This window comes from Psychrobium sp. MM17-31, assembly GCF_022347785.1.
Lineage (GTDB): Bacteria > Pseudomonadota > Gammaproteobacteria > Enterobacterales > Psychrobiaceae > Psychrobium.
In genome coordinates, this window is sequence record NZ_JAKRGA010000001.1 from 620,092 (window position 1) to 646,112 (window position 26,021).

The window sequence follows — 26,021 nt, forward strand, 5'->3', positions numbered from 1 at the left end:
CCTAATAAATCTAGCCAAGTGACGCAATAACTAATCTCAATAAAACATGCATATAAACTCTATTTTAATGAGCACGAAATAATCACTTACACCGAATTAATCAAAAGCCCAATTACGATTAATTAATCTACTGGCTAATTTTTCTTCCCTCGTTATCATTTAATCGTGCGATTAATTAATCACACGATTAACTAGTTCCCATTTAATAGCGAGTTGTTTATGAGCACCTTAGGTCGTCCTGATAATAATGCTGGTGATGCCCGTCAATTATTGATTGATGCGGCGCGTGCCAAATTCATCCACAAAGCCTATGACAAGGTTAGTATTCGCGAATTAGCTCAACACGCTGGCGTTAATTCGGCGATGATCAAATATTACTTCGTCAATAAAGAAGGCTTGTACAAGGCAATGATTACCGAAGTAACGGGACAGATCGTCGATAAAATCAATCAACATCTTAACGACAAGAACTTAGACAACTTACAAGACTTTTTTAAAAGCTTCTTCGACGTTATTAAAGAATCCCCCGATTTTCCGCTACTTATGCTGCGCGAAGTGATGCTCAATCAGGGGGTATGCCGCGACTATTTTCTTGAAAACCTCGGAACCAAACATATCAAGGCCTTCGATGGTGTTTATAAACGCTTTAATGACGCCGGAAAACTGCGCCCTGGCATCGATCCCAAACTATTTAGACTATCGCTAATGAGCCTCACGCTATATCCGTGGTACATCCGTGAGGTGGCGTTCATTATTGATGGTATCGAATATGACGAAGCTTTTTTACAGCGCCTCATCGATCACAACTGTCTGCTATTACAAAACGGATTTTTTGTAACTGAGACTCCCCCACAAGATCCGATTTAGGAGACAATCATGCTTAACAAACTTTTTGGTCAAGGCAACCGCCGTTGGCTAGCGATTCTTCCTGCGCTAGGCATAGTAATTTTAGTACTATTGGTCAAGTTAAGACCTGCGCCAGCGCTTAAAGATAATGTCGCATCGACCCCTTTAGTAAGCACAACAGAGGCGAAAATAATTCCGCTCTCTATGGCGGTGAAAGGCTATGGCCGCGCTAAACCGAAAGAAACATGGCATGCGGTATCTGAAGTTTCTGGCCGCGTTACTTACCGTCACGACGATCTAAAAAAAGGTCGTCTATTACCCGCTGGCACTGTAGTACTGCGTATCGATCCTGTGGATTATCAATTAAAACTGGCGCAAGCAAAGTCAGATCTCAATTCAGCTAAAGCCGATGCCGCGCGTATCGATCTTAACGAAGAAAAACAGAAACTATCCTTGGCATTTGAAAAGAATCGCCTAGCGATTTTAGAGAAAGAACTTAAACGCAAAAAGAACTTGTTGCGTAAAGGCTCTATCTCCCGTTCATCGGTGGACAAAGAGCAAAGCAATGTTCTAGCGCAACAAGAGAAAGTGCTTAATTTAGAAACCAACGTCAAATTGATCCCTAACGATATTGAAGTGGCACAGGCGCGTATTCAAGTGAACGAGTCACGTGTTAAGGAAGCCGAGCGCAGACTAGAAAAAACCGTAGTAACACTGCCGTTTGATGCACGCATTACCCAAGTCGATGCAGCGCTGGATCAAGTGGTTAATCAGCAATCTATTTTGTTTAAAGCCAATCAAATCGGCACCATGGAAATCAATGCACAGTTCTCGATTGAAGATATGAAAGAGTTTCTTCGTCAGTCTATCGATAACGGCTTGACCAATGATAGCGGCTTACCTGATGTCAAACGCCTTGGCTTACAGGCCAGTATCACACTGTACTCTGGTGAAAGCAGCCAACAATGGACAGGCAGCGTAACAGGAGTTTCTGACAGCATAGATCCACAAGGTAATACGGTAGGTATGATCGTGGAAGTAACGAATAATTGGAAAAACTTCGATCCTATCAATAGCACGCCGGTGATGAGCGATATGTTCTTAGAGGTACAAATTATCTCGCCTGCACATCAAATTCTTGCGGTGCCAAGTAAAGCGATTCACGGCAATAAAGTTTATGTTGTGCAAGACAATACGCTGCAAATAAAAGCGGTACAGGTGCTGTTTGAGAATCAAAGCATGAGCGCTATCGCCGCCAACAAAGGTATTAATCCAGGCGATGAAATTATTACCACAGACTTATTGCCCGCTATCGATGGCATGACAGTTAGAACACAACCGGAGTAACGCGCATGATTGGCTTTTTTGCAAAGCATCCAACAGCCGCTAACCTGTTGATGCTCATTATAATTGTGGCGGGTATTACCAGCTTGCCCAACTTAAAACGCGAAACCTATCCTCAGATAGATACCAATAAGATCCAAGCTTCTATTGTCTACCCAGGCGCAAGTACGCAAGATATTGAGCAAGCTTTGTGTATCCCAATGGAAGACGCGGTAGATGGCTTAAGCGATATTGAGAGAGTCAGCTGTGAAGCTCGTGAAGGTATAGCTAATCTCACTATCGATATCGTTGAAGGCGGGAATGTCCGTCAAGTGCTCACCGATGTAAAAACCGAAATCGATGCCATCGATAGTTTTCCAGATCTCGCTGAAAAACCAGTGGTGCGAGAGCTAGGCCAAAATCAGCATCTAATTTCACTGGCGATTACCGCCGATATGCCCGATTTTGAACTTAAAGCCTACGCTGAAAGCATCAAGCGCAAGCTCAAGCGTGAGCCGGGTATTTCTATTGTTGATGTAAAGGGGTTTTCCGATCACCAGTTAAAAATCGAATTATCTCAATACAAGCTGCGCCAATATGGTCTCTCGCCCAATGATGTTGCTCGTCTAATTAAACGTCAAAACGTCAAATTACCCGGCGGTGATATCTCATCGAAAGATAAGACTATTTTAATTCGCTTTGATCAGCAGCAACTCGATGCTAAGTCTATCGGCGAGCTAGTGATCAAAAGCACCGCTTCTGGCGCGCAGCTAAAACTTAAAGAGCTTGCTCACATCAGCGAAGGCTTTGAATTAGATGAAGAAAAAATCCTGTTTGATGGTCAGCGCGCTGCCATTATCAATATTGAAAAAGCCAAAAGTCAGGACTCAATTAACTTAGTTGCAGTCGTCAATAAGTTCACCGAAAAAGAGCAAGCATTAGCCCCTGAAGGTGTAACCCTAACCCTCACCCAAGACAGTGCGAAAATTGTAAAAGATCGCCTAAGCATGCTACTTAACAACGGCTGGCAAGGTTTTGTCTTAGTGTTGGTTGTGATGTGGTTATTCTTCTCGATGCGCTATTCATTCTGGGTATCTATGGGTCTACCAGTATCCTTCCTTGGCGCCTTTGCCCTGATGTCATTAATGGGCGTGAGTATCAATATGATTTCCATGGTGGCGCTGCTAATGGCCATTGGTATCTTGATGGATGATGCAATAGTTATTGCCGAGAGTATTGCTGCTCATGTTGAGCGTGGCGGCAACATCAACGAAGGCGCAGTCGAAGGCGTACAACGTGTCGCTGGCGGTGTATTCTCGTCTTTCCTCACTACTTTTGTAGTGTTTGCTGGACTCGCCTTTATTAGTGGCGATATCGGTCAGGTGCTACGCGATATTCCACTGGTGCTGATTGCCACGATTTTTGTCAGTGTGATTGAAGCCTTCTTTATCTTGCCAAATCACCTGATTCATTCGCTACATCACGGTAAAAACAAGCCTGAAAAAGAGTACGCCATTAAGCAAAAGTTTAATGAGAAATTTCAATATTTCCGCTCAACTGTGTTGGTGAAATGGTGTGAGCTGGCCATTACACATCGCTATAAAACTGTCGGCGGTGTGTTTGCTATCTTCTTTGTGTCTGTCGCCTTGATGGCAGGTGGCCTATTAAAATTTAAAGCCTTTCCAAATATCGAAGGCGATACCGTTGAACTCAAGCTGCTATTACCACCGAGTACGCCGCTACACGAAACTGAGCGCGTGGTGGCGAAATATATCGCCCAACTTAACAAGGTCAACGAAGCGCTAACGCCGCTTCAACCTGAGCAACAGGCGCTAGTGCAACACACAACTATTGAGTACAACCGCAACGCAGATGCCTATGAGCAAGGGGCTCACCTAGCAACGGTTCGCGTCGACTTGCTTACGGCTGAAACCCGTCGTACTAAAATGGTGGACTTTATTGACGCTTGGCGTAGTGGCGTTAACGAAATTCCGGGGATTATCTCGGCATCGTTTGACGAACCTTCGGTAGGCCCAGCAGGCAAAGCCATCGACATTCGTCTGCACAGCGCCAATATTGAATCGTTATTTGCAGCGTCTGCCATTCTCAAGCCTGAAATCGCCAAGTTTGATGGTGTATCTAATACCATGGATGACTTGCGCTCAGGTAAAGAAGAGTGGGTGATTCAATTACACCCAGGTGCCCTATCACTTGGCGTGGATGGCACCGCGGTGATCAGCCAATTACGCGCAGCTTTCTTTGGTGAAAAAGCCGAAGAAGTGCAGCGTGGCAGCGATAATATCGAGATCTATGTCCAGCTCCAAAAACAGGATAAAACCTCGTTTGACGATCTCAAAAATTATCCAATTACCTTAAGTGATGGTAGCCAACGTCCATTGTCATCGCTGGCGCAATTTAGCCTGCAACGAGGCCTAACTCGTATTAATCGCATCGATGGCGAACGTACAGTTACCCTAACGGCTAGTGTCGATCCACTCAAGGCCAATACCACCGAGATTGTGGTACAACTGCAAAACACGGTCATTAAAGAGATTTTAGAAACTTACCCTGATATTTCAGTGACCTATGAAGGCGAAATTAAAAACGGCGCAGAAACAGGAAAATCGATGGCGCAGAAGTTTCTCTTTGGCTTAATTGGCGTGTTTATTATCTTAAGCTTCCAATTTAGAAGTTACTTCGAGCCAGTGATGGTCATGTTAGCCATTCCGCTAGCGCTAATCGGCGTACTGTGGGGACACTTATTACTTGGCTATGACATGACAATGCCGTCGATGATTGGCTTTATCTCACTAGCAGGCATTGTGGTAAATGACTCCATCTTATTAGTCGCTTACATCAAAAAGCATCAAATAGAAGGCATGGACAAACACCTTGCTGCGGTATCGGCATCGAAAGAGCGCTTTAGAGCTATCTTTATCACATCAGCAACCACCATTGCAGGCACGGTGCCACTGCTGTTTGAGACTAGTCTCCAAGCTCAAGTTGTACAGCCACTTATCGTGAGTATTATCTTTGGTATGTCAGTATCGACGCTATTGATCCTTATCGTGCTACCGACTATTTACGTGCTACTGGAAGACTTTGGTTTAACCTCTAAGCACCATTTAGAGGATAGCCATTAACTATCAATCTAAATCGTCATGTTAACGCATCTATTCACGTTAACATGACGTCATTTATTACCAGGCTAATGTCAGTAGGTTATCTGTAGTATCAACATTACAATAACCAAAACTCAGCGCCGCCATAAAGGCATTATGCACTTGCTCAGCTGGCACAACCTGACCATTAAATTCTAAATCCAGTGTTGCACAGGCATCATGCGCGACGTGACACTCAAAACCAAAATCAACAGCAGCACGCACACCTGCATCAACACACATGTGGCTCATCGCCCCCACAATTACTAGTTTTTCAACCTTCAACTCATCTAAAATTTGCTTGAGGTTAGTATCGCGAAAGCTATTAATTTGTGATTTCAAAACCACAGGCTCGTTATCAAGCGCAGCGACGCTTTGATGAATATGAGCACCCGTTGAATTTGGCAGAAAAAACGGCGCTTCATCGGTTGGAAATTCATGGCGAACATGAACAACAGGCAGTCCCTGTTCACGAAATTTTGCGAATAATTTAGCAGCATTTTCCGATGCTTGTTCGGTGCCCGATAATGGCCATTTAGCGCCATCGAATGTTGAGTAGTAATCGTTTTGTAAATCGATAAGTAATAATGCAGTGTTAGACATAATAAGCTCTCGTTATTGTTTCAGTGATTTGATGAGGCTATTATGCAAAATACTCTTTTCTCGTGCCTATGGCGTAACTGCCATAAAACAGTTCAAAAATGACAAATCGAATTTCCATTGTAATAATTGATTACCCGCATGCCATGCAAAGTGCTGTTCAAGGACTAAAAGAGCTCTTTATGATGGCCAATAATATTACGAGTAATCATCAATTCGACGCCCAGTTTGCAGTGAGTATTGCGACACCAGATGAGATAACTTCAACTCAAGACACAGGTGATGTCATCATATTGCCACCAGCTATTAGCGGTGACTATTACAAAACGCCAACGGCATCGCTATTAAGCTATCTCACCACTGCCCATCAACAGGGCAGTATTTTGTGCTCCGCCTGTGCTGGCGCGTTCATCTTAGCCAATACCAGACTGTTAGATCACCGCGCTGCCACCACTCACTGGCAACTTGCTGACGATTTTACTGAGCAATTTCACACGGTAAATTTAACCATTGAGAGCTTATTGATTAACGACGGCGATGTCATTACCGCAGGCGGCATTATGTCATGGATTGATCTCGGGCTAGAGCTGGTTGCTCAATTTACCCGGCCACAAATCATGCGCGCGTTAGGCAAGTTCTTGATTGTCGATACTGGCAAACGAGAGCAGCGTTACTACGGCAGTTTTACGCCAAGGTTTAATCACGGCAATACCTCCATTTTGCAAGTTCAGCACTATATTCAAAAACATTTTGACGAGCCATTGTGCATTAAAAAACTAGCCGAGTTAGCTCACATGAGTGAACGCACATTCTTACGGCAATTTAGCAGTGCCACCCATTTTAAACCGGTGCAATATATTCAGCGTATTCGCGTTCAAAAAGCCTGTGATTTGCTCGAATCGACAACGCAAAGCTTCGAACATATCGCACTTGGTCTTGGCTATGAAGATGCCAATAGCTTTCGCAAAGTATTTATTAAAACGATGGGATTAAGTCCATCGGCATTTAGAGCAAGATTCGTCTAACGGCAATGCCATTTTATGTTTTTCAAGCATCGCTAAACACTGATGTAAAGGATTGCTGTTCTAGAACCGTTTTAAAATGATGATGACATTCTTTAGCTAACTTCTCGTGCAAGAAACTCCCCATGCTAATGCGCTTAACCCCAAGCGCCGATAAGGTTTCAAAGTCTACTAATTGCGGCATGCACATCACGTTGATGGGTAATGAAGTACTGGCAACACATGCTGAGATATCACTTTGCTCGGTGATACAGGGAATGAAAATACCATTAGCACCCGCCGCCTGATAACGCACTAGTCGAGACAGTGTTTCTTCGAGTGCATTATCAAGATTGAGTAAAAAGGGATCGGTACGGACATTAATAAAGACATCAACGCCCTGCTCTTTTAACAGCATACTAATGTGCTCAAGGCGCTGCGCAAACAGCTCACTGTCCACTAGGCTTCGCGTATTAGTGCTATGAGTAACAACGCTATCTTCGATATTAACGCCCACTACGCCAAGCTCGACCAAGGTTTTGATGTGCTGCACAACCACCAACGGATTTTCGCTAAATCCCGCTTCGATATCGACACTTAATGGTAATGATGTGTTATTCGCGATGCGCTCGACCATAAATCGCAAAGTAGCAAAGTCCATTGCTTCGCCATCTTGATAACCTAAGCTCGTGGCTATAGCAGCGCTTGAGGTGCCAATGGCTTTAAAGCCTAATGCCTGTGCTTGCTTTGCGCTGGTAACATCCCACACATTACAAAGTAATAAGGCATCATCTTGTTGGTGTAATTGCTTGAAGTTCATAATATTCTCCCGTTATTGATAACTGGAGAATATCGATTTAAATGAGGTGCCAGCTACCGAAAACTGGACGAGCATTTTTTATTGTTCAAGTGCCATGGCTAAGTTTTTCATCTTTTGCTCAGCAATGTACGATTGAAGCTTGACCGCTAATCCGTAGATTACGCATATTCCAGCAACGGATGCCGCTGTACCAAAGTGCTCCATGTCGCCCATCACGGCTCCCATTGAAATAAAACCAATTAATATCATAAAAAATCCCAGCATCAGTCCACTATTACCTAATACCCTGAACACCTGCTGTGATTGCCGGCATATTTTAAGATCGTAGTCATCACTAGCGTTGATTAGCATCCCAAAGGCCGTTTTTACCTGACGATAAGATGTTGCCCCACAAGTAAAAATGAGCGCAGGCGGAATAACGAGTAAAAAGCTTGGTACATCAATGAATACATAGATACTCGACGCCATTGCCATCGCCATTAATACCATCGATAGAAAGAAAAGCATTGCAAAAATAAACATAATCACACTCCCTTGAGTTTTAAACATAAACGCAGAGCCACTTAACAGTGCTTGGCGGATATACCATAGGTTGGCACTAAACGCGCCCTGCTGTTGTAACTTGACGGAAAAAGCTTCTTCGAGATCGCCGAGTACTGGCTCTTTAATCTCAGACGGAAGCGCCCATGACAGGAAACCGCACGCGAATACTGGTGGACGAATATAAGTAGATTTGGATTCATTACTCATAACTGTGCCCCGCCTGTAGCGCCACATCTTGCCACATCACTTGTAATGCCTGCTTAGAGCGCTTTAGCGCATGTTCGCCGAGAGCTGAAACTCGAAAGTACTTTTTAGCGCGGCCACCACGTTCACTTGTCGCCTCTCCCATTTTACTGGTAACAAAGCCTTTCTTTTCTAGCCTATCGAGTGTGGTATAAAGCGCTCCTATAGTGACATCCCGCTCGATTTTATCGGCGAGCAACTGACGGATAGTGGTGCCATACGCTTCATCGCCCAATTTAAGAATCGACAGCAGTAAAAACTGTTCGAATTCTCCTAAAAACTTATCTTTAGTTGTCATTATCCTCTCCCTTTACATCTACAATGTAGAAGATATAAAAAGAAGTCAAGAAATATATTCTATATTGTAGATTAAATAAGTAAGCTACATGCCCTATGACGTTGATTAACTAACCCAAACTCAGGTTACTTAATCAACGGAAGAATCTTTTTGAAGGTATCAGTACCCGCTTTTTTAAGCAGCTCGTAAACCGCCATCTCAACGCTTGTTTGCTTGGCACCAAGTTGAGACATCTTCGAGAGTGCTAATTCACGATTACTGTTTTTTCGCGAAGAAACGCCATCACTAACAACTTCAACGTGATAGTTTTCAGCGAGTAGCGATGAAACCGTTTGATAAACACAAATATGGGCTTCTATACCCGTCACTAACCATTGCTGGCGATTAGTATTCGCAATGGCTTCAACAATATCTGACTCTGCCATAGCATTAAAATGTGACTTTTCAAAACGTGGAATTCCATCCAAAAACTCACTGATTTCTTCGACTGTCGCGCCAAGGCCTTGCGGGTATTGCTCTAGCCAGATTATCGGTAAATCAAGAATGCGCGCACATTGAACTAAGCGGGCAATATTGGCTATCACCTCATCACTCGCGATAACTTTTCGAGCGAGAGTCCCTTGTACATCCACAATCATCAAACCGCAGTTTTCACGTTCTAGCATCTTAATCCCCTAATCAATAATAAAAAGCCTGCTTGAGATCTATAACTCAAGCAGGCCCACGATTCAATTAGACAAGAGCTCAGTTAGTCGCGACGCATTCTCGAAGCACGACTCACACCAATCAGCCCCATTAAACCCATTAAACTCAATAACGAAACACTACCACTAGAAACTTGTTGCTCTACTTTCGGCGTTGCTAATACGGTTTGTTGTTGCGCAGACTGACGCTGCACGACTGCCACGCGGCTCTGATCCATCAACTTAACATCGCGCAATACAAATGGCTGCACTAAATTTGATTTGTCGAGAATACCCTTATCAAATCGCAGTTCAATGCTCTGCTTGCCAGGTGTTAAGTAATATGCAGAGCTACTTTCCATCATAGATACATATTTATTTGATTGGTCTTTACCATAAACAATACCGCTGACGGCATATCGACCTTCACTCCCCACATTTAAATCAACTTTGGCGGCATTCAAGGTTGCGCTATCAATCGTCATATTGGCAGTTGGCTGTGCGACAGCAAAACCAATCTTTCCGTGACGTAGCACCTCGCGATTATCCATAACAGCTTTGGACTGCACGTGAAGCTCAACTAACTGGCCTCGACTATTTTCTGGCAACGATTGCGGCAATTTGAAGCTAAAGCCATCATCACGCTTCTCAATCGAGACAGGCGTTAAATCACCACTAGGCGCTTTAATAAAAGCGGTGTGAACAGCGTCAGCTAACTCAGTCTGTTTAGAAAATACCGTCGCGTTGAAACTTGCTTGCTGCCCAGTTAAATAGGCCTGTTGTGAAGTAGAAAGCTGCTGCTCTATCGCACTGCCTTTTTCTTTTACATTGACGATATATTGCTGCTCAGGTGCTAACTCTTGACCGACTCGCAATTGAAAGTGTCCTGTGCCAGCGCTTGGAGAAACACGCACTGCACTGGAATTAGCAAGGATACTCGCTGTCGCTAGCTGCTCCTGTGTTACTCGCTGTGTAAATGCTTTTTCCACCAGCTTGCTGTCTTTGCGAAGTTCAAGCGTTTGTGGATCGATGGCGTGATCAGCTGGCAGTGTATTAACGCCAGTTTGCTTGGCGGACAAGCGAATAATCGCCTCAGGCTGGTTGATTGACAACTCAACGCCTTTATTCAATGTGCGGCCATCTATTTCTAACCAGTATTCATCGCTTACCGAGCGATAACCAATATCTCCTGCCGTTAGCTGATGAGCCGTCAACGGGCGGCTAAAATGCACTGCTTGTTTTTCAATTGTCGCCTCGGGTGCAGGCAACTGAACTAACTGCGCCTTAGTCGGTGCTAATTTAGCGCTTTGCTGTGCTGATGCAGGCAGCGTTACTAATGAGGTGAAGATCACCAGTGATAATGTCGATAATTTCATGGTGCTCTCCTTAAATATCGTTGCGTAAAATTACGTCGAGATTAAAACAATCGCGGCGACTTTGTTGATGGCTTAAAGGCTCGCGACCTCTAGTGCGCTGTTTATCGGTGAACCATACTGTTCCTGCGCCAGCTTGCGACGAACAGTTTAAAAAGCCATCAGAGCATGAATCTAACCAGTTTTGGGTTGTCTCAAGTGCAACCTGATATTGATAACCTGCACAATAGCTATCGCCATCCCAAAACGCAGAATCAACATCAGAGCCAACCACTGCTTTAAATGGCTTAGCCAAAGCCGGACGACCAGCAGTGCCATTTAAGAAGTTTTGATTGTAATAATGCATCCAACTAACTTGTTGTTGTTTTACAGCATCAGAGCCATAACCCAATAGCCAACCCAGACTACTTTCAAACACATTCCCTTGGTGCACCGCATCGGCTAACGGCGTTCCAAGACTCGACGGTGCTAATGCAATAACTTTCGATGTTGCATTGATGATTGCTGGATAGCGACTATCAAAAGTTGGATTTGACATAATCCAGCGAATGACATTGCCACCGTTAGAGTGCGTGATAACTATCATCTCAGAGATATTTTTGTCGTTGATAAAACTGGAAAGCTGTTCGGCTAAACAACCTGCCGCTTTTTGATCCCACATAAATTGGTCAAAATCACAATTAATGACGGTGTACATTGATGAGTCATTGAGCCCTTGGCTGACAGAATGGACAAAATCTCCAGTCCAGTAATCATTGTAGGCATCTGTTTGCATACCAGTACCATGCACAAAGGCAATACCTTTGTTTGCCAAGGCTGGTGTACTAATAAGCCCCAACGCTATCCACCAACTTGTGAGTAGTTTTTTCATGTTGCTTCCTCTTGTTATTATTGTTTTAGGAGGTCTAACCAGACCGATTGCAACATTTTTTTAACATTGGTTTTTTAGCAATGCAAGCGCATGATTTTGCGAAACAAAAGCAATTTAAAACATTTGTTTCGCACTAACGTATAAAGTATTTACTCCAAACATGCGTTGTAAAACCGATAAGTCTAGAAATTAACTCAAAGTGAATTAGTTGGAGTTTGTTTAGATAACTGTTCAACCAGTGGCAAAAATATTTTTTAAGCAGTAATAAAAGTGTGACGAATATAAAAAAAGCGATTAAGATTAGGAATTCAAGCAATGACTTATCAAGGGTAGCTCGCCGTGATAAGGTTAAAAAAATAAATAAAAGAAGCGATTAATGAATAAAGATATTTCTGCCCTGTTAGAGCAAGCACAAGCAATATGTATAGAACGCGGTGCGCGTTTTACCAATGCCCGTAAAAAAGTTCTCGAACTCATGTTAATTCACGGCGGTGCAGTTAGCGCATACGACTTATTAGATGATTTACGTGAAACTGACAGTGGCGCCAAGCCACCGACTATCTACCGTGCATTAGATTTCCTGTTAGAACAGCACTTTATCCACCGCGTAGAATCGCAAAATGCGTTTATCGCCTGTAATCACTTTACCGATGATCATCAGCTGCAATTACTCATTTGCGAAGGCTGTAATGACGTCCAAGAGTTGCACTCGCCACAGATCCAGCAATCGCTAAATGAGCAAGCGAGATTGAACGATTTTTTAATTCACAGTCAAACTGTGGAAGCACGTGGCCTTTGCCACAACTGCCGAGAAGATTAATTTTTAAAAGGAAGAATTGAAAAGATGAATGTTGATTTTATCAATCCGTTTTTAGACTCCCTCCTCAATGTTCTAAAAACTATGGCCAGTACAGAACTTAAACCCGGTAAGCCAGCACTAAAGAAAAATGCCATTGCCCATGGCGATGTATCAGGTCTTATTGGCATGGTGGGACCAACCACCAAAGGTTCCCTTTCAATTTCTTTTGAAGAATCACTTGCTCTAAAAGTCATGCATCGCATGTTAGGTGAAGCACCAGATACCATTAACGAAGAAGTAACTGATATGGTAGGTGAAATCACGAACATGGTAACTGGCGGCGCCAAAAACTTGCTAGGTGAGAAAGGCTATGAGTTTGATATGGCGACCCCGATCATCGTATCTGGTAAAAATCACGCTATTACTCATTTATGTGACGGCACAAAAATTATGATTCCATTTACCTCTGAAGACGGTAATGCAGTAATCGAGATTTGTTTCGACCAATAAATCCATATACTAAATATGGCTATTAAAGGCGAGCAGCGATGCTCGCCTTTTTTGTTTCAAGATATTGCAAAAAAGTGAAAAAAATGTCTCATTCTTTTTCTTTTATTAATCCATAACTTAGAACAAATCCAGCTAACACGGGCGCTAACGAACAAGGTAATGATATTGATTATCATTAGTTTAAATGTAAACTAGCGTAAATTTTTCGTATTAATCATTGTTAATGGATGTTCAACATGTTGAAAACAAAACCTAGTATTATCGCTTCTGCAGTTTTACTTTCTCTTGGCCTTTCTGCTTGTGGTGGCAGCTCAAACAGCTCAACGCCAGCACCAACTCCTACGCCAACTAACTCAGCGCCTACTGCAATCGCATTATCTGCAACTGAAGTTGCTGAAAATGCTGTAGCAGCAACTGTCGGTACATTGAGTACTACTGATGCCGATTCAGGCGATACCTTCACATATACAGTTGATGACGAACGTTTCGAAATCTCAGGTAGCGAATTGAAGCTAAAAGCCGATACATCATTTAACTATGAAATGGTGCGTAGCGTTCCTGTTAAAGTTACTGTAAAAGACAGTGGTAACGCAGAGTTTACTCAAGACTTTACTATCACTATTACTGACAGCATGGGTGTTCAATCTGTATTAGACGCCTTAGATGTTAAAGACGAAGACACTTATGCGTTCGAAAGTAAGTTCGAAGCTGGCGAAAGTGCAGTAAGTCACACTGGTCAAGCAGCGCGTCAAATCCTAATTCTTGAATTAAACAACTACATCGGTAACGGTTTACAAGCTGACGTAGATGCAGACAAATTTGCTGATGCAGCTGCTGTAAAAGCTAAATTGATGTCTTTCTACGCCAAATCAGCTGAAGACTGGCAATCAGATATCGATAACGGTACAGAACTTGTAATTAGCGCAGTATCAATCGAAGCGCCACTAACCGCTAAGCAAGTTAAAATTACTGATGTAAGTTCTTCTCACAAGAATCTACAAGGTAAAATTGCAGGTAATGATAAAACTGGCCAACACAAAGACTGGGAAACTGATCTAGTAGGTTGGAACGACAAAGGTTCTGTATCACCAAATGGTGTTGTTGAAGCACTATTTGATCAACTTGCTGCTAACGTTCAAAAGTCAATTGACGGTGAAGTACGTAAAGACATCGCTGGTAACAACATTACAAAACTGTACGTTAATGAAGACGGTACTGACATTAAGCAACTGGTACAAAAATTCTTACTAGGCGCAGTTAATTTTTCTCAAGGTACTGATGATTACCTAGACAACGATGTTGACGGTAAAGGCTTAAAATCTTCACACGAACAAGACGGCACTAAGACTTACACGAAAGTTGAGCACCAGTTCGATGAAGGCTTCGGTTACTTCGGTGCAGCTCACAACTACAACGAATACACAGATCTTGAAATTCGCGCTAAAAGCGGCCGTGATGGTTGGAGCAAAGGCTACAACGATATTAACGCTGATGGCAAAATCGATTTAGCACGTGAAATCAACTTCTCAAACTCTGTTAATGCCGCAAAACGCGATGTTGGTTCAGATGGTAACACTAACGCTACTAACCTTACTAAAGAAGCATTCGATGCATTTGTTAAAGGTCGTAAGATTTTAAATGTTGCTGCTGGCCGTGAATTAACTGCCGACGAAATGTCGACGCTTCTTGAGCAACGTGACAGTGCAGTTCTAGCTTGGGAAAAAGCAATCTCTGCAACTGTTATCCACTACATCAACGATACTAAAGGTGACTTAGATAAAATTGGCACTGACGGTTACTCAGCTGACGATTTCGCAAACCTAGCTAAGCACTGGTCTGAATTAAAAGGTTTCTCACTAAACCTACAATTTAACCCGTTTAGCCCAGTAACAGACGAGCAGTTTGCGATGATGCAAGAAAAGATCGGCATGAAGCCAGTTGTTGCAGCTGACGAAATTGCTGCTTACAAAACTAAGCTAGACGAAGTTCGTACTATGTTACAAAACGCCTACCACTTCGATGCTGAAAACGTAGAAAAATGGTAATCGTTTTATAAAGATAACCAATCTTTATAATTGATAACGAAAAGGCCTGTATTAGTAATAATACAGGCCTTTTTTATACTAAAAACTTAACTAAAAACAATGATAATTCTTTTCATTTGTGCTTAAATAACGCCCGTCTTGAGTAGCTTTTTCTTTCGCTCAATCAAAAAATTGAAAACTACTTAAATCTCAAATGCATGACTCTGGGAATACTATGAATCGACGTAATAATTCAATGCGCCAACTCGCTGTAGTTGCTGCCTTAACTTCTCTAGTAGCCTGTTCTGAAAGCTCAAGCAGCAAAGCTGGCTCAGAATTTGGTGGTGGCACAACTCCAACGCCACCACCGACGCCACCAACCAATACCTTTAATCAACAAGCGCTATTGGCCAATATCGTCGATAATATTATTACCCCAACCTATCAAGCATTTGAAACTCAAGCTGTTGCGCAGCAGCAAGCGATTAGTGACTATTGTGGTTTAGAAAAAGACTTTACGACTGGCGATGACCGTCAGCCTGTTACCAATTCACTCACTGCAGCACAAGCGCAATGGCTAACGACTATTAATCAATGGCAACTTGCCGAGGTAATGCAAATTGGCCCATTGACGGTTAACTCTTCAACGTTGCGCAATAACATTTATTCATGGCCTGTTGTAAGTACTTGTGGCGTCGACCAAGATGTGATGTTTTACCGTGCAGGTAATATCAACTCAACACCTTATGAAATCACTAATCGTACAGCGACGCGTCGCGGTTTAGATGCTGTTGAATACCTTATTTACAACGAATCACTAGGGGTGAGTTGTACGACTGACAAACCTATTTTAGCCACTTGGCCTGATTTATCAGACCAAGATAAACGCATTGCCCGTTGTAACTTTGCCACCGAAGTGGCTAGCGATATTGTTAACAGCGCAAAAACACTAAATCAACAATGGAGCGCTTACGGTGCTACATTAAAAGCAGCAGGTGAAGCAGGTAATGAATTTGCCGACGTTCACGATGGTGTTAATGCAGTTAGTGACGCACTGTTTTATGTCGATAAAATGGTGAAAGATACAAAAATCGCTACACCTCTAGGTCTCTTTAGCAACGAATGTGGCGGTGTAGGCAGTGTTTGTGCTACAGAAGTTGAATCTCAGCTCAGCGCAAAATCAGTGAGCCATTTGATTCAAAACCTCAAAGCTTTCCAGCAGATCTTTACAGGTCAAGGTAGCGATAGTGCAAATACCATTGGCTTTGATGATTACCTAATCGATGTGAACGACAAAGCCACTAGTGATGCCATCATCGCTGCAACAGCTCAGGCCATTAGCGACCTAGAAGCATATCAAATAAGCCTTGGTGAGCAGTTGACTCAAGATCCTAACGTCGTTGAAAATACCCACGGCAAAGTTAAAGCGGTTTCAGATCAGCTTAAAACGGATTTCATCAATTCACTTGCCCTAAAACTTCCAGCAACATCTGCTGGCGATAACGATTAATAAGAGACAAGCATGAACAAATTATTATTAAGCACTATTATCGCCTCTATCGTTAGCGGCCAAGCTATCGCGCAAGATGATGCAGATAAAAAGAAGAAAACCGCCAGTGAAAAACACGTTGAAAATATTCGTATTCTAGGTTCGAGCGAAGGATTGAGAACCGACGCTGGTTCTGCAACCTTCATCGACGAAGCTGAGCTTGCAAAATTTGAATATGACGACATTAACCGCGTGTTAGCAAAAGTACCTGGCGTTAACATTCGTCAAGAAGACGGCTATGGCCTGCGCCCTAATATTGGTTTTCGCGGGGCGACACCTGAGCGTAGTAAGAAAATCGCTTTAATGGAAGATGGTATTTTAATTGCGCCAGCGCCATACTCAGCCTCTGCAGCCTATTACTTCCCGCAAGTTAGCCGCATGACAGGTGTTGAAGTATTTAAGGGCCCAGCGTCTATTAAATATGGCCCTAATACCGTAGCAGGTGCGCTTAACTTAACCACGCGTGCAATTCCTACAGCTAGTGAAGGTGCATTAGATGTTGCCTTTGGCAGTGACGGTTACACCAAAGCCCACGTTCATTATGGTAATACCAACGGCGACTTTGGTTACCTCATCGAAGCACTAAATATCAGTGCAGATGGTTTCAAAGAGTTAGACAACGATGGTGAAACAGGCTTTGATAAAAACTCATTCATGGCTAAGTTTAATTACGATTTATCAAGCGATGAGTACAATCAAATTATCGAATTAAAACTCGGTTACGATGATGAAACATCACATGAGACTTATGTTGGTCTTACTGATGAAGACTTTGCAAAAACGCCATTTCGCCGTTATGCAGGATCGCAAAACGATTTAATGGATTGGGAACACAGCAATGCGTTGTTTACCCACTTCATCGACAACGAGGAGTTTTCACTTACCACCCGTGCCTATTACAACAAGTTTGAGCGCTCATGGAACAAACTCAATGGCTTTAACTTTAACAATCGTTTAGAAGATATTATTGCCGATCCAACCAATACTATTTACGCCGATTTCGTTGAAGTTCTTAAAGGCGAACGTGACAGTGAAGGCAGTCGTGAAAACCTAGTATTGGGCGATAACGCGCGTGAGTACTACTCATGGGGTTTACAATCAGACCTAACCAAAACCATTAAATTGGCTGGTATTGAGCATGAGCTAGAAGTGGGTATTCGTTATCACGTCGATGAAATCGAGCGTAAACACACCGAAGACATTTTCATGATGCGCGGTGGTAAATTAGTTGCCGATGACGAGCCATTTAAGCAAACGACTTTTAACACCGAAAAATCAAAAGCCTTATCTGTTTATATCCAAGATACCATCACCTTAGATAATCTAACGCTAACGGCTGGTGTACGTGGTGAATCAATTGACGCCACTTACCAAAATACCTTTAACGCCAATGACTGGCTAACCAAGAAGAGTCGAATTTGGCTACCAGGTGTCAGTGCCTTCTACCAATTTAGTCAAGAGCTTGGCTTTCTTGCCGGTGTAAACCAAGGTTATGTGCCAACGAGCCCACAACAAGATCCACAAACCAAGCCTGAAGAAAGCGTTAACTACGAGTTAGGTCTGCGCTACAACGACAGCATCACTAACGCTGAGTTTGTTGCCTTCTTTAACGACTACAGCAACCTTAAAGAAAGTTGTACCTTCTCAGCATCGGCTAACTGTACCGTTGTTGATACTGAGTACAACGCTGGTGAAGTTGATATTTATGGTTTAGAAGCCAACATCAATCACACCATTACCTTAACAGAAAGCTTAGATATGCCACTAAGCGCAGTGTATACCTATAGTAAATCAGAATTCAAAGAAAGCTTTGTTTCTGATTTCCCATTGTGGGGTAACGTAACAGCTGGTGATGAAGTGCCTTATTTACCAGAGCATCAATTAACAGTTACTGTAGAGCTCACCAATAACAATTGGCAAGCTGCGTTACTGGCTAAATACATCGGTGAAATGCGTGAAGCCGCAGGTACAGGTGTTAACTTTGCAGGTGTAAATACTGAGGCGTTAACTGTTGTCGATTTCTCTGGCAGCTATGACATTAACGGCGGCGAGCACGGCAGTGTTTACCTGAAAGTTGATAACATCTTCGACAAAGTCGAATCTATCAGTCACCGTCCATACGGCGCGCGTCCTAGCAAGCCACACCAAGCGGTAATCGGCTATAAATTCGCATTTTAAGCGGTATAATAGGCTCTGAAATTATCAGAGCCTTTTTTCTTTATGTTAGATGCCATAGCCACTCCTTTACTTGCAACCTTCGAACTGATTGCCGGCTATTTTACTGATGCTAACCAACGTATCTATTGGTTATACAGCGCAGTAGCAATAGCAATGGCTATAGCCGTATTTCTATTTAAGAGACTCCCTCTCACAGCGCTTATTTCTCGCGACATTTGGTGGCATCCTTCTGCTCGTCAAGATTATGTCATTTTCTTTTTTAATCGACTGCTCAAGATGCTGGGAGCAATTCCAGTGCTATTAGTCATGGCGCCTATGGCCATCGCACTGTCAGGTTGGTTAGAAACGACCTTTGGCCACCGAGAGTTTATTGTCTTAGCCAATTGGCAAATCATCGCCCTATTTACTGCATTACTGTTTTTAGTAGACGATTTCACACGATTTTTACTTCATTACTTGCTGCACAAAGTGCCGTTATTATGGGAGTTTCACAAGGTTCACCACAGCGCTAAGGTACTAACGCCAATAACTATCTACCGCTCCCATCCCGTCGAGAGTTTTCTCTATGGCATGCGAATGATCTTAAGCCAAGCGATTGCCGTTGGTGTTTGTTACTATTTTTTCGGTCCAACGCTGTCCATGTTCGATATTCTTGGCGCTAATGTTTTTGTGTTCGCATTTAATGTCATGGGCTCAAACCTGCGGCACTCTCACGTTTGGCTCAGCTGGGGCAATGTGTTAGAACACATCTTTATTAGTCCGGCGCAGCACCAAATTCATCACAGTGATAAGCGCATTCACATCGACTGTAATTTCGGCTCAGCATTAGCAATATGGGACAAGGCTTTTAGATGTTTAGTGTTAGCCAGCACAGTGAAACACCCAAAAGACATTACCTTTGGCCTAGGTAAAAGCTTTGTCGAGCATGACTCGTTGCCAGCAATTTATTACATGCCGCTAGTTAACGCTTTTAAAAAGCTAAATCCACTCACTTATAAAAGAAAAAAGACACTTCCTGAACAACGTTAGTAATAACACCAAGGTATATATTGACTAATAAATGTACACCAAGGTAAGCTGAATCAGAATAACGGCTGATATTCTTTTTCACAGTAATAAGAAACTATAGAGTATCTGTGTAAATGGATTGCATTATGTTGCCATGGAGTGCTTATGAAACTTACCCTAAAAAGAAAACTCATTCTTTCCTTCTCTTGTATTGTTGTCGTCATATTAGGCACTGCGCTATACAGTTTGTATGCAGTACAAAAAGTCACAGACGCTAGGCACCGCATTACCGACTATCGCATTGAAACAGTCAATGCCGAAAAAGAAATAAAAAATGGTATTAATCAATCACTAGCTGCTTTGCGGGGTTATATGATCTTGGGCAGTGATCCCGCCAAAGCCAAAGCAATGAAGGAAAGTCGTCAACAAGCATGGCAAAACATCAACAATGGCATGGTTATTCTAAAAGCAGATGCCGACCATCTATCTTTAGAAGATCAAGAACAACTCAAACAACTGGAAGTCATACTTGCAGAGTTTAAGCAGGCACAACAAAGCGTAGAGGATATAGCTCAATCGCCAGCTAACATTCCTGCATATCAGCTATTACTCGACAAAGCAGTGCCAACGGGAAATCTCCTACTGCAAGCAATTACCAATATCATCAATATCGAAGCTACCTTACCTGCTACGTCAGAGCGCAAAGCGCTACTAAAGCTTTTTGCAGACTCACGCGGCTCACTCGCCACAGGGCTCGCCAGTATTCGCGCCTATCTATTGTCAGGTGACGAATCCTTTAAACATCAATTTGATCAAAAGTGGATTATAAACAGCCAGCGATTCAATCAAATTAATGGCAAATTCAAAAATATTTTGACCCCAGAACAAGCAACTCACTGGCAAGCCTATAGCGAGGCGAGAGATGTTTTTGAATTCCTGCCATCACAGATGTTTGACCTGAGAAGTAGCGTTGAATGGAATCAAGCCAACTTTTTACTAGGTACCGAAGCCGCCCCAAGAGCACAACGCGCACTGACTATTCTAAAAAATATTGAAGCTCATGAATCAGCATCTCTTTCCGCCGATATTGCCGAACTCAACGAAATATCAGATGGGCAAAACGGCATCATCATCATTGGCAGTATTTTATCGATTGCAATGTGTCTTGGTGTTGCACTCAGCATGAATAAAGACTTTTTAATGCGTGTGATGCCTATTCTTGAGAAAGCCAAAGCTATAACTAATAACAACCTTGCCGCGCCGCCACTTGAAATCAGCGGTAACGATGAACTGACCGAGCTAACTCAAGCGGTGAATGCAATGAATGAATCGCTTACCAGTACCATTCAATTGACCGCCACCACAATGCAAGACACCTCTGAGCAAGCGGATAGTATTTACAACGCCAACGCGAATATGTCTTCTAATATCACGGCACAAACAGATCAAATGAGCTTAATAGCGTCAGCGGTAGAAGAATTATCGGCATCCGCTAATGAAGTTTCCACCACCAGCAGTGAAGCAGCGGACACCGCTAAAACATCTTATGATACAGCTGTGAATGGCGGAAAGATCGTTGAACAATCGCTCGCGCAAATGAATCAAATTAGCGCCGCCTTTGACGATAGCGCTAATTCCATTTCATCTTTGAGCCAACAAAGCCAGCAAATTGGTGAAATACTTAGCGTGATACACGGCATTGCCGAGCAAACAAACCTGCTAGCATTGAATGCTGCGATCGAAGCGGCTCGCGCTGGTGAACAAGGCCGCGGCTTTGCCGTCGTCGCCGATGAAGTACGACAGCTCGCTAGTCGCACGACGCAAGCAACTTCAGATGTTGAAGACGCCATCGAAAAAATCAGACACCATACTCAACTTGCTGTTTCTAGTATGGATGTCGGGCGCGAACGCGTTAGCAAAGGTATTGAAGAATCGAATAGTGTCGCGGATATCTTGACTCAAATTATCGAGCAAGCAAGTGATGTATCTCATCGTATTGAAAGTATCGCTGCTACCGCTAAGCAACAGTCAACGGTAACTCACGAGATAGCCAGCAACTCTGATGAGGCCTCTCGTATGTCACAACAAGTTAGTCAAAGTATAAGCGAAGTGGTAAGCCTATCAGAGACAGTGTCAAAAGCAACGCAACAAAATGCGCTGCAATTGACGGAGATGGTTAGAGGATAAGACTTTAATTACCGCGTGAAGACTAAGTTATCAATCAGCCGTGCAAAACCTAGTTGTGCGGCGGCTAAGATGACCAACTCTTTATCATCATCGCTCGGATCAGACAAGTTATCGGCGCGCTGAACATGGAAGTAATCAGTACTAAATAATGACTCATTTAGCGTTGATGTCGCTTTAGCAACCGCATCACTAATCGCCATACCGCCTATAATGTCTTGTGCTAGCTGCTGCATTGTTTGATAAAGCAATGGCGCGACTTCTAACTCTTGTGGCGTTAAATAGCCGTTACGAGAGCTCTTAGCCAGGCCTTGTTCGGTGCGTACCGTATCACAACCAATGATCTTAATATCTAGCGATAAGTCTTCTACCATCAGGCGAATCACTTGCAGCTGCTGATAATCTTTACTTCCAAAACAAGCAACATCAGGCGTTACTAAATTAAAGAGTTTGTTAACGATAGTGGCAACACCGCGAAAATGCCCTGGACGCGACGCGCCGCAAAACACATCACTAATTCCCGGCACTTCAACAAAGGTCTGCGCGTCTAAGCCTTTTGGATACATAATCTCGGGCGTTGGCGTAAACAGCATGTCCACGCCCTCAGCAATCAACTGCTCGCTATCTTCTTCCAAGGTACGCGGGTAATTAGATAAATCATCAGGGTTATTAAATTGCATCGGGTTAACGAAAATGCTCACCACCACTTTAGAGGCGTGTTTTTTCGCTTCGGTAACCAAACTAATATGCCCAGAATGCAGATTGCCCATGGTAGGAACAAAGGCAATAGTCTCCCCTGCTTGTTTCCACGCTTTAATTTGTGTTCGCAATTCTGCTTTTGATGATACGACTATCATTTTTGTCTCTAACTTACTTAAATTTTATAGGTAACATGAGGATGGTAATTAGTCGACGTCTCATGAATCAGTGACGTTTTTTGGTGTGCTATTTAGCCCAGAGAAAATAAAGACTACTGCGTAAGCACACCAGTCACTTTTCTTTGCGTCGCCAAAGAAAAGTAACCAAAAGAAAGGCGACCCGCAATTTTATCGCAGATCTTAAATAATGAATTGGCTTTTCAATACCGTATTTGATCCGCATCTCGGCAACTGCTCCTGCGTTACTCTACTTCCTGCATCCATGCAGTCACCTGCGGCAAATACTCAAAAATCGTCCCTGATTTTTGCATTGGCCAATTAATGATTTAAGGCGATAAAAGGCGGGAACGTCCTCTCTTCAACTACTGTGCTTGCCTAATCAAAGCTGTGCTCTGGCGCTGGAAAACTCCCATTGCCAACTTCTTCCACATAAGCTGCGATGGCTTTGTGAATATCTCCAGTCTGCACCATGTAGTTTTTAGAAAACTTCGGAATATATCCCGAAGAAATTCCTAATAAATCGTGCATCACTAAGATTTGACCATCACATTCAACACCAGCGCCGATACCAATCACTGGAATTATTAAGGCTTCACTTAAACGCTTAGACAATGCTGTTGGAATACACTCAACTACTAATAATTGTGCGCCAGCCGCTTGTACTGCCAGGGCTTCTTCAACAATTAAATCAGCTTGTGCATCTTCACGGCCTTGGACTTTATAGCCGCCAAAGACGTTTACCGACTGTGGTGTTAAGCCAAGGTGAGCACATACTGGGATACCGCGCTCTGTCAGGCCAGCAATAGTTTCTAATAACCATTTACCACCTTCGAGCTTCACCATGTTAGCGCCAGCTTTCATGATTTTAGCGGCATTATCCCACGCTTGCTCTTTGGTGGAGTAACTCATAAATGGCATATCGCCAATAATCAATGAGCCTTTATTGCCCGCATTAACACAGCGGGTGTGATAACAAATATCATCAACGGTAACCGGAATGGTAGAGTCACTGCCTTGCAGTACCATGCCTAGTGAATCGCCAACTAAGATAACATCAACGCCGTTTTCGCTAATTACGCCAGCAAAGCTAGCATCGTAAGCGGTTAGCGCAGAAATCTTAATACCGTCACTTTTCATCTTCGCCAACTTGGCGCCTGTGGTATTCTTTTTCATCCTATCCTCTTTACGCTAAGCGTTTTTCAACTATCTCAAGTCCGTTACGCGGACATTCTGTGGTTAACTGCTCAAGAGCAGTTCCGTCTGGTAATACTAACTTCGGCGCGATTTCCAACAGTGGATACAGCACAAACTCGCGCTCACGCATGCCATAATGTGGCACAGTTAAACGCGGTTGTTCAATAGTCAAATCGCTTATAAGCAATATATCGAGATCTAATGTGCGTGGTCCCCAACGCTCCGCTTTGCGAACGCGGCCTTGGGTTTGTTCGATGTGCTGTAATGCATCCAGCAGCGCTAAAGGCTCAAGGCTCGTTTCAAGCATGGCTACTGCATTGACATAATCAGGTTGGTCACTCGGTCCCATCGGCTTAGAGGCATACAATGAAGACACGCTCACTAAACGAGAATCAGAGATATCTTTAAGCGCAGTAACCGCTTGTTTCGCTTGCGCAATGGGATCGCCTAAGTTACTACCTATTCCGATATAACAAGTATTCATTACTCAGGCTTTTTGTGCGATTTCTTTGGGCTGCGACGACGGCGTTTTGGGCCGTTTAACTTGCGCACCATATCGCGCTGTACCGCTTCGGTAGCGTGTTGGAACGTCGTCCACCACTGCGCCAGCTCAGCCGTTTTACCGCCTTCAATTTCGCCGCGAACTAATAATAAGTCATAACCAGCGCGGAATTTAGGGTGAGTTAACAGCTTAAAGGCACGTGCACCAGTGCGGCGTGGTAAGCGCAGCTGCAAGCTCCACATATCACGGGCCATCGCTGAGAAGCGTTTAGGAATAGAGACACTCTTACAGTGCAAATCACACACTTCGTTCATGGCCACCATCATGGCATCGTAATAATCAAGGCCAGACTCTGTCATCACGGTTTGCGCGGCACGCTCGATTGGATACCACAAGAACGCCGCAATAATAAAGGCAGGCGTCACGCGCTGGTCGTTAGCAATACGTTTATCGGTATTACTACATACTAACTGCATTAATTGATCTTCTTTGCCGCCTTCATTGCCTTCTAGTAATTCCGCCGCTAATGGGAATAACGACTCAAATAGCTGATATTCGTTAAGCATCTTGTAGTTAGCAAGGGCTTTACCCGATAAAAACAGCTTTTGATATTCTTCAAACAAACGCGCCGCGGGAATTGAGCGCATCAATCCAGACATCTCTTTAATTGGCGCACGTGTTTCTTCGCTAATAGTCATGTTGAGCTTGGTAGCAAAGCGCACTGCACGTAGCATACGTACAGGATCTTCTTGATAGCGCACACGAGGGTCGCCAATCATGCGCAGCGTTGCAGTTTCTAAATCTTGCAAACCTCCGCCATAGGCTCGAATCGAGAAGTCAGAAATATCGTAATACAGCGCATTGACAGTAAAGTCACGGCGCTCAGCATCTTCATCGATAGTGCCGTAAACGTTATCGCGCACTAACATGCCCTTATCGTTTTGCTTGGCTTTAGTATCTTGCTCGGTATTTTCGTGATGACCACGCAGGGTCGCCACTTCAATAATTTCACGGCCAAATAAGATATGTGCGAGACGGAAACGACGGCCGATAAGACGACAGTTTTTAAATAACTCTTTAACCTGCTCAGGGGTCGCATTAGTAGCAATATCAAAATCTTTTGGGTGGTGACCAAGCAGTAAATCGCGCACACCGCCACCTACCAAATACGCTTGGTAACCGTGCTTGTGTAAACGATTAAGGACTTTAATGGCATTGACGCTCATGTGTGAGCGCGACACGTTGTGATCATCACGTGTGATAATCTCAAGTGCTAAGCCTTGGCCTGTTACATCAGTTGTTGGCTGATGTGGTTGTGAGCCCATCACTTTACGGCACAACCCAATCACCTTAGAAAAAATATCTCACCCCAAATTTATGCGAAAAAAATTGGGAGCATCATACCCTACCCACTGGCTAATGATAAGCCCTGA

22 protein-coding genes are annotated in these 26,021 nt (G+C 43.4%); 11 read left to right on the top strand and 11 right to left on the bottom strand.

From position 1 onward, the window contains the following. Window positions 1-219 precede the first annotated feature (219 nt). The 3 genes from MHM98_RS02730 to MHM98_RS02740 are packed head-to-tail and all read left to right on the top strand — an operon-like array spanning window position 220 to window position 5,312. Window positions 220-867 carry a TetR/AcrR family transcriptional regulator gene (locus tag MHM98_RS02730; RefSeq protein WP_239437696.1) on the top strand — a complete coding sequence of 216 codons (648 nt, stop codon included), beginning with the start codon at window positions 220-222 and terminating at the stop codon, window positions 865-867. A 9-nt stretch (window positions 868-876) separates the two neighbouring features. Beyond that, on the top strand, window positions 877-2,193 hold the full coding sequence (locus MHM98_RS02735; RefSeq protein ID WP_239437697.1) for a hypothetical protein: 1,317 nt from the start codon (window positions 877-879) through the stop codon (window positions 2,191-2,193). 5 nt (window positions 2,194-2,198) lie between these two features. Then, a complete protein-coding gene (locus MHM98_RS02740; protein WP_239437699.1) occupies window positions 2,199-5,312 on the top strand; it encodes an efflux RND transporter permease subunit in 3,114 nt (1,037 codons plus the stop codon). A gap of 57 nt (window positions 5,313-5,369) precedes the next feature. On the opposite strand, the gene MHM98_RS02745 is transcribed toward MHM98_RS02740, so the two are convergent. Beyond that, window positions 5,370-5,933, bottom strand: coding sequence for a cysteine hydrolase family protein (locus MHM98_RS02745; RefSeq protein ID WP_239437700.1), 564 nt, complete (start codon window positions 5,931-5,933; stop codon window positions 5,370-5,372). 98 nt (window positions 5,934-6,031) lie between these two features. Between MHM98_RS02745 and MHM98_RS02750 the strand changes: the two genes are divergently transcribed. Further along, window positions 6,032-6,955 (top strand): helix-turn-helix domain-containing protein, encoded by a 924-nt coding sequence (locus tag MHM98_RS02750; protein ID WP_239437701.1) that lies wholly within the window; start codon window positions 6,032-6,034, stop codon window positions 6,953-6,955. A gap of 22 nt (window positions 6,956-6,977) precedes the next feature. Here MHM98_RS02750 and MHM98_RS02755 read toward each other — a convergent pair whose 3' ends face one another. The 6 genes from MHM98_RS02755 to MHM98_RS02780 form a co-directional block, all read right to left on the bottom strand. After that, window positions 6,978-7,751, bottom strand: a complete 774-nt coding sequence (locus MHM98_RS02755) for an isocitrate lyase/phosphoenolpyruvate mutase family protein (RefSeq protein WP_239437702.1) — start codon at window positions 7,749-7,751, stop codon at window positions 6,978-6,980. Window positions 7,752-7,829: 78 nt separating this feature from the next. After that, window positions 7,830-8,501, bottom strand: a complete 672-nt coding sequence (locus MHM98_RS02760; RefSeq protein WP_239437703.1) for a permease prefix domain 2-containing transporter — start codon at window positions 8,499-8,501, stop codon at window positions 7,830-7,832. Then, a complete protein-coding gene (locus tag MHM98_RS02765) occupies window positions 8,494-8,835 on the bottom strand; it encodes a PadR family transcriptional regulator (RefSeq protein WP_239437704.1) in 342 nt (113 codons plus the stop codon). The genes MHM98_RS02760 and MHM98_RS02765 overlap by 8 nt, the downstream gene beginning before the upstream one ends. 125 nt (window positions 8,836-8,960) lie before the next feature. Then, window positions 8,961-9,500: a hydrolase gene (locus MHM98_RS02770; protein ID WP_239437705.1), complete on the bottom strand. Its 540-nt coding sequence runs from the start codon at window positions 9,498-9,500 to the stop codon at window positions 8,961-8,963. 83 nt (window positions 9,501-9,583) lie between these two features. After that, on the bottom strand, window positions 9,584-10,894 hold the full coding sequence (locus MHM98_RS02775; protein ID WP_239437706.1) for a DUF4785 domain-containing protein: 1,311 nt from the start codon (window positions 10,892-10,894) through the stop codon (window positions 9,584-9,586). 10 nt (window positions 10,895-10,904) lie between these two features. Further along, window positions 10,905-11,762 carry a hypothetical protein gene (locus MHM98_RS02780; RefSeq protein WP_239437707.1) on the bottom strand — a complete coding sequence of 286 codons (858 nt, stop codon included), beginning with the start codon at window positions 11,760-11,762 and terminating at the stop codon, window positions 10,905-10,907. A gap of 376 nt (window positions 11,763-12,138) precedes the next feature. Here MHM98_RS02780 and MHM98_RS02785 point away from each other — a divergent pair, with 376 nt between their 5' ends. The 7 genes from MHM98_RS02785 (at window position 12,139) to MHM98_RS02815 (ending at window position 22,017) form a co-directional block, all read left to right on the top strand. Next, entirely contained in the window at window positions 12,139-12,582 is a 444-nt protein-coding gene (locus MHM98_RS02785) for a transcriptional repressor (RefSeq protein WP_239437708.1), read from the top strand. Between the two features lie 24 nt (window positions 12,583-12,606). Beyond that, window positions 12,607-13,071, top strand: a complete 465-nt coding sequence (locus MHM98_RS02790) for a chemotaxis protein CheX (RefSeq protein WP_239437709.1) — start codon at window positions 12,607-12,609, stop codon at window positions 13,069-13,071. Window positions 13,072-13,307: 236 nt separating this feature from the next. Then, on the top strand, window positions 13,308-15,116 hold the full coding sequence (locus MHM98_RS02795) for a DUF4856 domain-containing protein (protein WP_239437711.1): 1,809 nt from the start codon (window positions 13,308-13,310) through the stop codon (window positions 15,114-15,116). A gap of 214 nt (window positions 15,117-15,330) precedes the next feature. Then, window positions 15,331-16,605 carry an imelysin family protein gene (locus MHM98_RS02800; protein ID WP_239437712.1) on the top strand — a complete coding sequence of 425 codons (1,275 nt, stop codon included), beginning with the start codon at window positions 15,331-15,333 and terminating at the stop codon, window positions 16,603-16,605. 12 nt (window positions 16,606-16,617) lie between these two features. Continuing rightward, window positions 16,618-18,822, top strand: coding sequence for a TonB-dependent receptor (locus MHM98_RS02805; protein WP_239437713.1), 2,205 nt, complete (start codon window positions 16,618-16,620; stop codon window positions 18,820-18,822). Window positions 18,823-18,864: 42 nt separating this feature from the next. Continuing rightward, complete coding sequence (locus MHM98_RS02810; RefSeq protein ID WP_239437714.1) at window positions 18,865-19,851, top strand: sterol desaturase family protein; 987 nt, start codon at window positions 18,865-18,867, stop codon at window positions 19,849-19,851. 144 nt (window positions 19,852-19,995) lie between these two features. Then, complete coding sequence (locus tag MHM98_RS02815; protein WP_239437715.1) at window positions 19,996-22,017, top strand: methyl-accepting chemotaxis protein; 2,022 nt, start codon at window positions 19,996-19,998, stop codon at window positions 22,015-22,017. A gap of 8 nt (window positions 22,018-22,025) precedes the next feature. Here the strand turns inward: MHM98_RS02815 and panC are convergent, their stop codons facing one another. The 4 genes from panC to pcnB form a co-directional block, all read right to left on the bottom strand. After that, window positions 22,026-22,871 carry a pantoate--beta-alanine ligase gene (panC, locus tag MHM98_RS02820; protein ID WP_239437716.1) on the bottom strand — a complete coding sequence of 282 codons (846 nt, stop codon included), beginning with the start codon at window positions 22,869-22,871 and terminating at the stop codon, window positions 22,026-22,028. A gap of 396 nt (window positions 22,872-23,267) precedes the next feature. Beyond that, a complete protein-coding gene (gene panB / locus MHM98_RS02825) occupies window positions 23,268-24,065 on the bottom strand; it encodes a 3-methyl-2-oxobutanoate hydroxymethyltransferase (protein WP_239437717.1) in 798 nt (265 codons plus the stop codon). 10 nt (window positions 24,066-24,075) lie between these two features. Continuing rightward, a complete protein-coding gene (gene folK, locus MHM98_RS02830; protein ID WP_239437718.1) occupies window positions 24,076-24,570 on the bottom strand; it encodes a 2-amino-4-hydroxy-6-hydroxymethyldihydropteridine diphosphokinase in 495 nt (164 codons plus the stop codon). Continuing rightward, a complete protein-coding gene (gene pcnB, locus MHM98_RS02835; protein WP_239438054.1) occupies window positions 24,570-25,913 on the bottom strand; it encodes a polynucleotide adenylyltransferase PcnB in 1,344 nt (447 codons plus the stop codon). Before pcnB ends, folK begins: the two co-directional genes overlap by 1 nt. Between the last annotated feature and the right edge of the window lie 108 nt (window positions 25,914-26,021).

Bases quoted from the DNA above. Each gene is read 5' to 3' on its own strand.
- MHM98_RS02745 (WP_239437700.1), bottom strand. From the start codon at position 5,933: ATGTCTAACACTGCATTATTACTTATCGATTTACAAAACGATTACTAC.
- panC (WP_239437716.1), bottom strand. From the start codon at position 22,871: ATGATAGTCGTATCATCAAAAGCAGAATTGCGAACACAAATTAAAGCG.
- MHM98_RS02760 (WP_239437703.1), bottom strand. From the start codon at position 8,501: ATGAGTAATGAATCCAAATCTACTTATATTCGTCCACCAGTATTCGCG.
- MHM98_RS02735 (WP_239437697.1), top strand. From the start codon at position 877: ATGCTTAACAAACTTTTTGGTCAAGGCAACCGCCGTTGGCTAGCGATT.
- MHM98_RS02780 (WP_239437707.1), bottom strand. From the start codon at position 11,762: ATGAAAAAACTACTCACAAGTTGGTGGATAGCGTTGGGGCTTATTAGT.
- MHM98_RS02815 (WP_239437715.1), top strand. From the start codon at position 19,996: ATGAAACTTACCCTAAAAAGAAAACTCATTCTTTCCTTCTCTTGTATT.
- MHM98_RS02765 (WP_239437704.1), bottom strand. From the start codon at position 8,835: ATGACAACTAAAGATAAGTTTTTAGGAGAATTCGAACAGTTTTTACTG.
- MHM98_RS02790 (WP_239437709.1), top strand. From the start codon at position 12,607: ATGAATGTTGATTTTATCAATCCGTTTTTAGACTCCCTCCTCAATGTT.
- MHM98_RS02740 (WP_239437699.1), top strand. From the start codon at position 2,199: ATGATTGGCTTTTTTGCAAAGCATCCAACAGCCGCTAACCTGTTGATG.
- MHM98_RS02795 (WP_239437711.1), top strand. From the start codon at position 13,308: ATGTTGAAAACAAAACCTAGTATTATCGCTTCTGCAGTTTTACTTTCT.
- panB (WP_239437717.1), bottom strand. From the start codon at position 24,065: ATGAAAAAGAATACCACAGGCGCCAAGTTGGCGAAGATGAAAAGTGAC.
- MHM98_RS02750 (WP_239437701.1), top strand. From the start codon at position 6,032: ATGACAAATCGAATTTCCATTGTAATAATTGATTACCCGCATGCCATG.
- MHM98_RS02775 (WP_239437706.1), bottom strand. From the start codon at position 10,894: ATGAAATTATCGACATTATCACTGGTGATCTTCACCTCATTAGTAACG.
- folK (WP_239437718.1), bottom strand. From the start codon at position 24,570: ATGAATACTTGTTATATCGGAATAGGTAGTAACTTAGGCGATCCCATT.
- MHM98_RS02755 (WP_239437702.1), bottom strand. From the start codon at position 7,751: ATGAACTTCAAGCAATTACACCAACAAGATGATGCCTTATTACTTTGT.
- MHM98_RS02785 (WP_239437708.1), top strand. From the start codon at position 12,139: ATGAATAAAGATATTTCTGCCCTGTTAGAGCAAGCACAAGCAATATGT.
- pcnB (WP_239438054.1), bottom strand. From the start codon at position 25,913: ATGGGCTCACAACCACATCAGCCAACAACTGATGTAACAGGCCAAGGC.
- MHM98_RS02800 (WP_239437712.1), top strand. From the start codon at position 15,331: ATGAATCGACGTAATAATTCAATGCGCCAACTCGCTGTAGTTGCTGCC.
- MHM98_RS02810 (WP_239437714.1), top strand. From the start codon at position 18,865: ATGTTAGATGCCATAGCCACTCCTTTACTTGCAACCTTCGAACTGATT.
- MHM98_RS02730 (WP_239437696.1), top strand. From the start codon at position 220: ATGAGCACCTTAGGTCGTCCTGATAATAATGCTGGTGATGCCCGTCAA.
- MHM98_RS02805 (WP_239437713.1), top strand. From the start codon at position 16,618: ATGAACAAATTATTATTAAGCACTATTATCGCCTCTATCGTTAGCGGC.
- MHM98_RS02770 (WP_239437705.1), bottom strand. From the start codon at position 9,500: ATGCTAGAACGTGAAAACTGCGGTTTGATGATTGTGGATGTACAAGGG.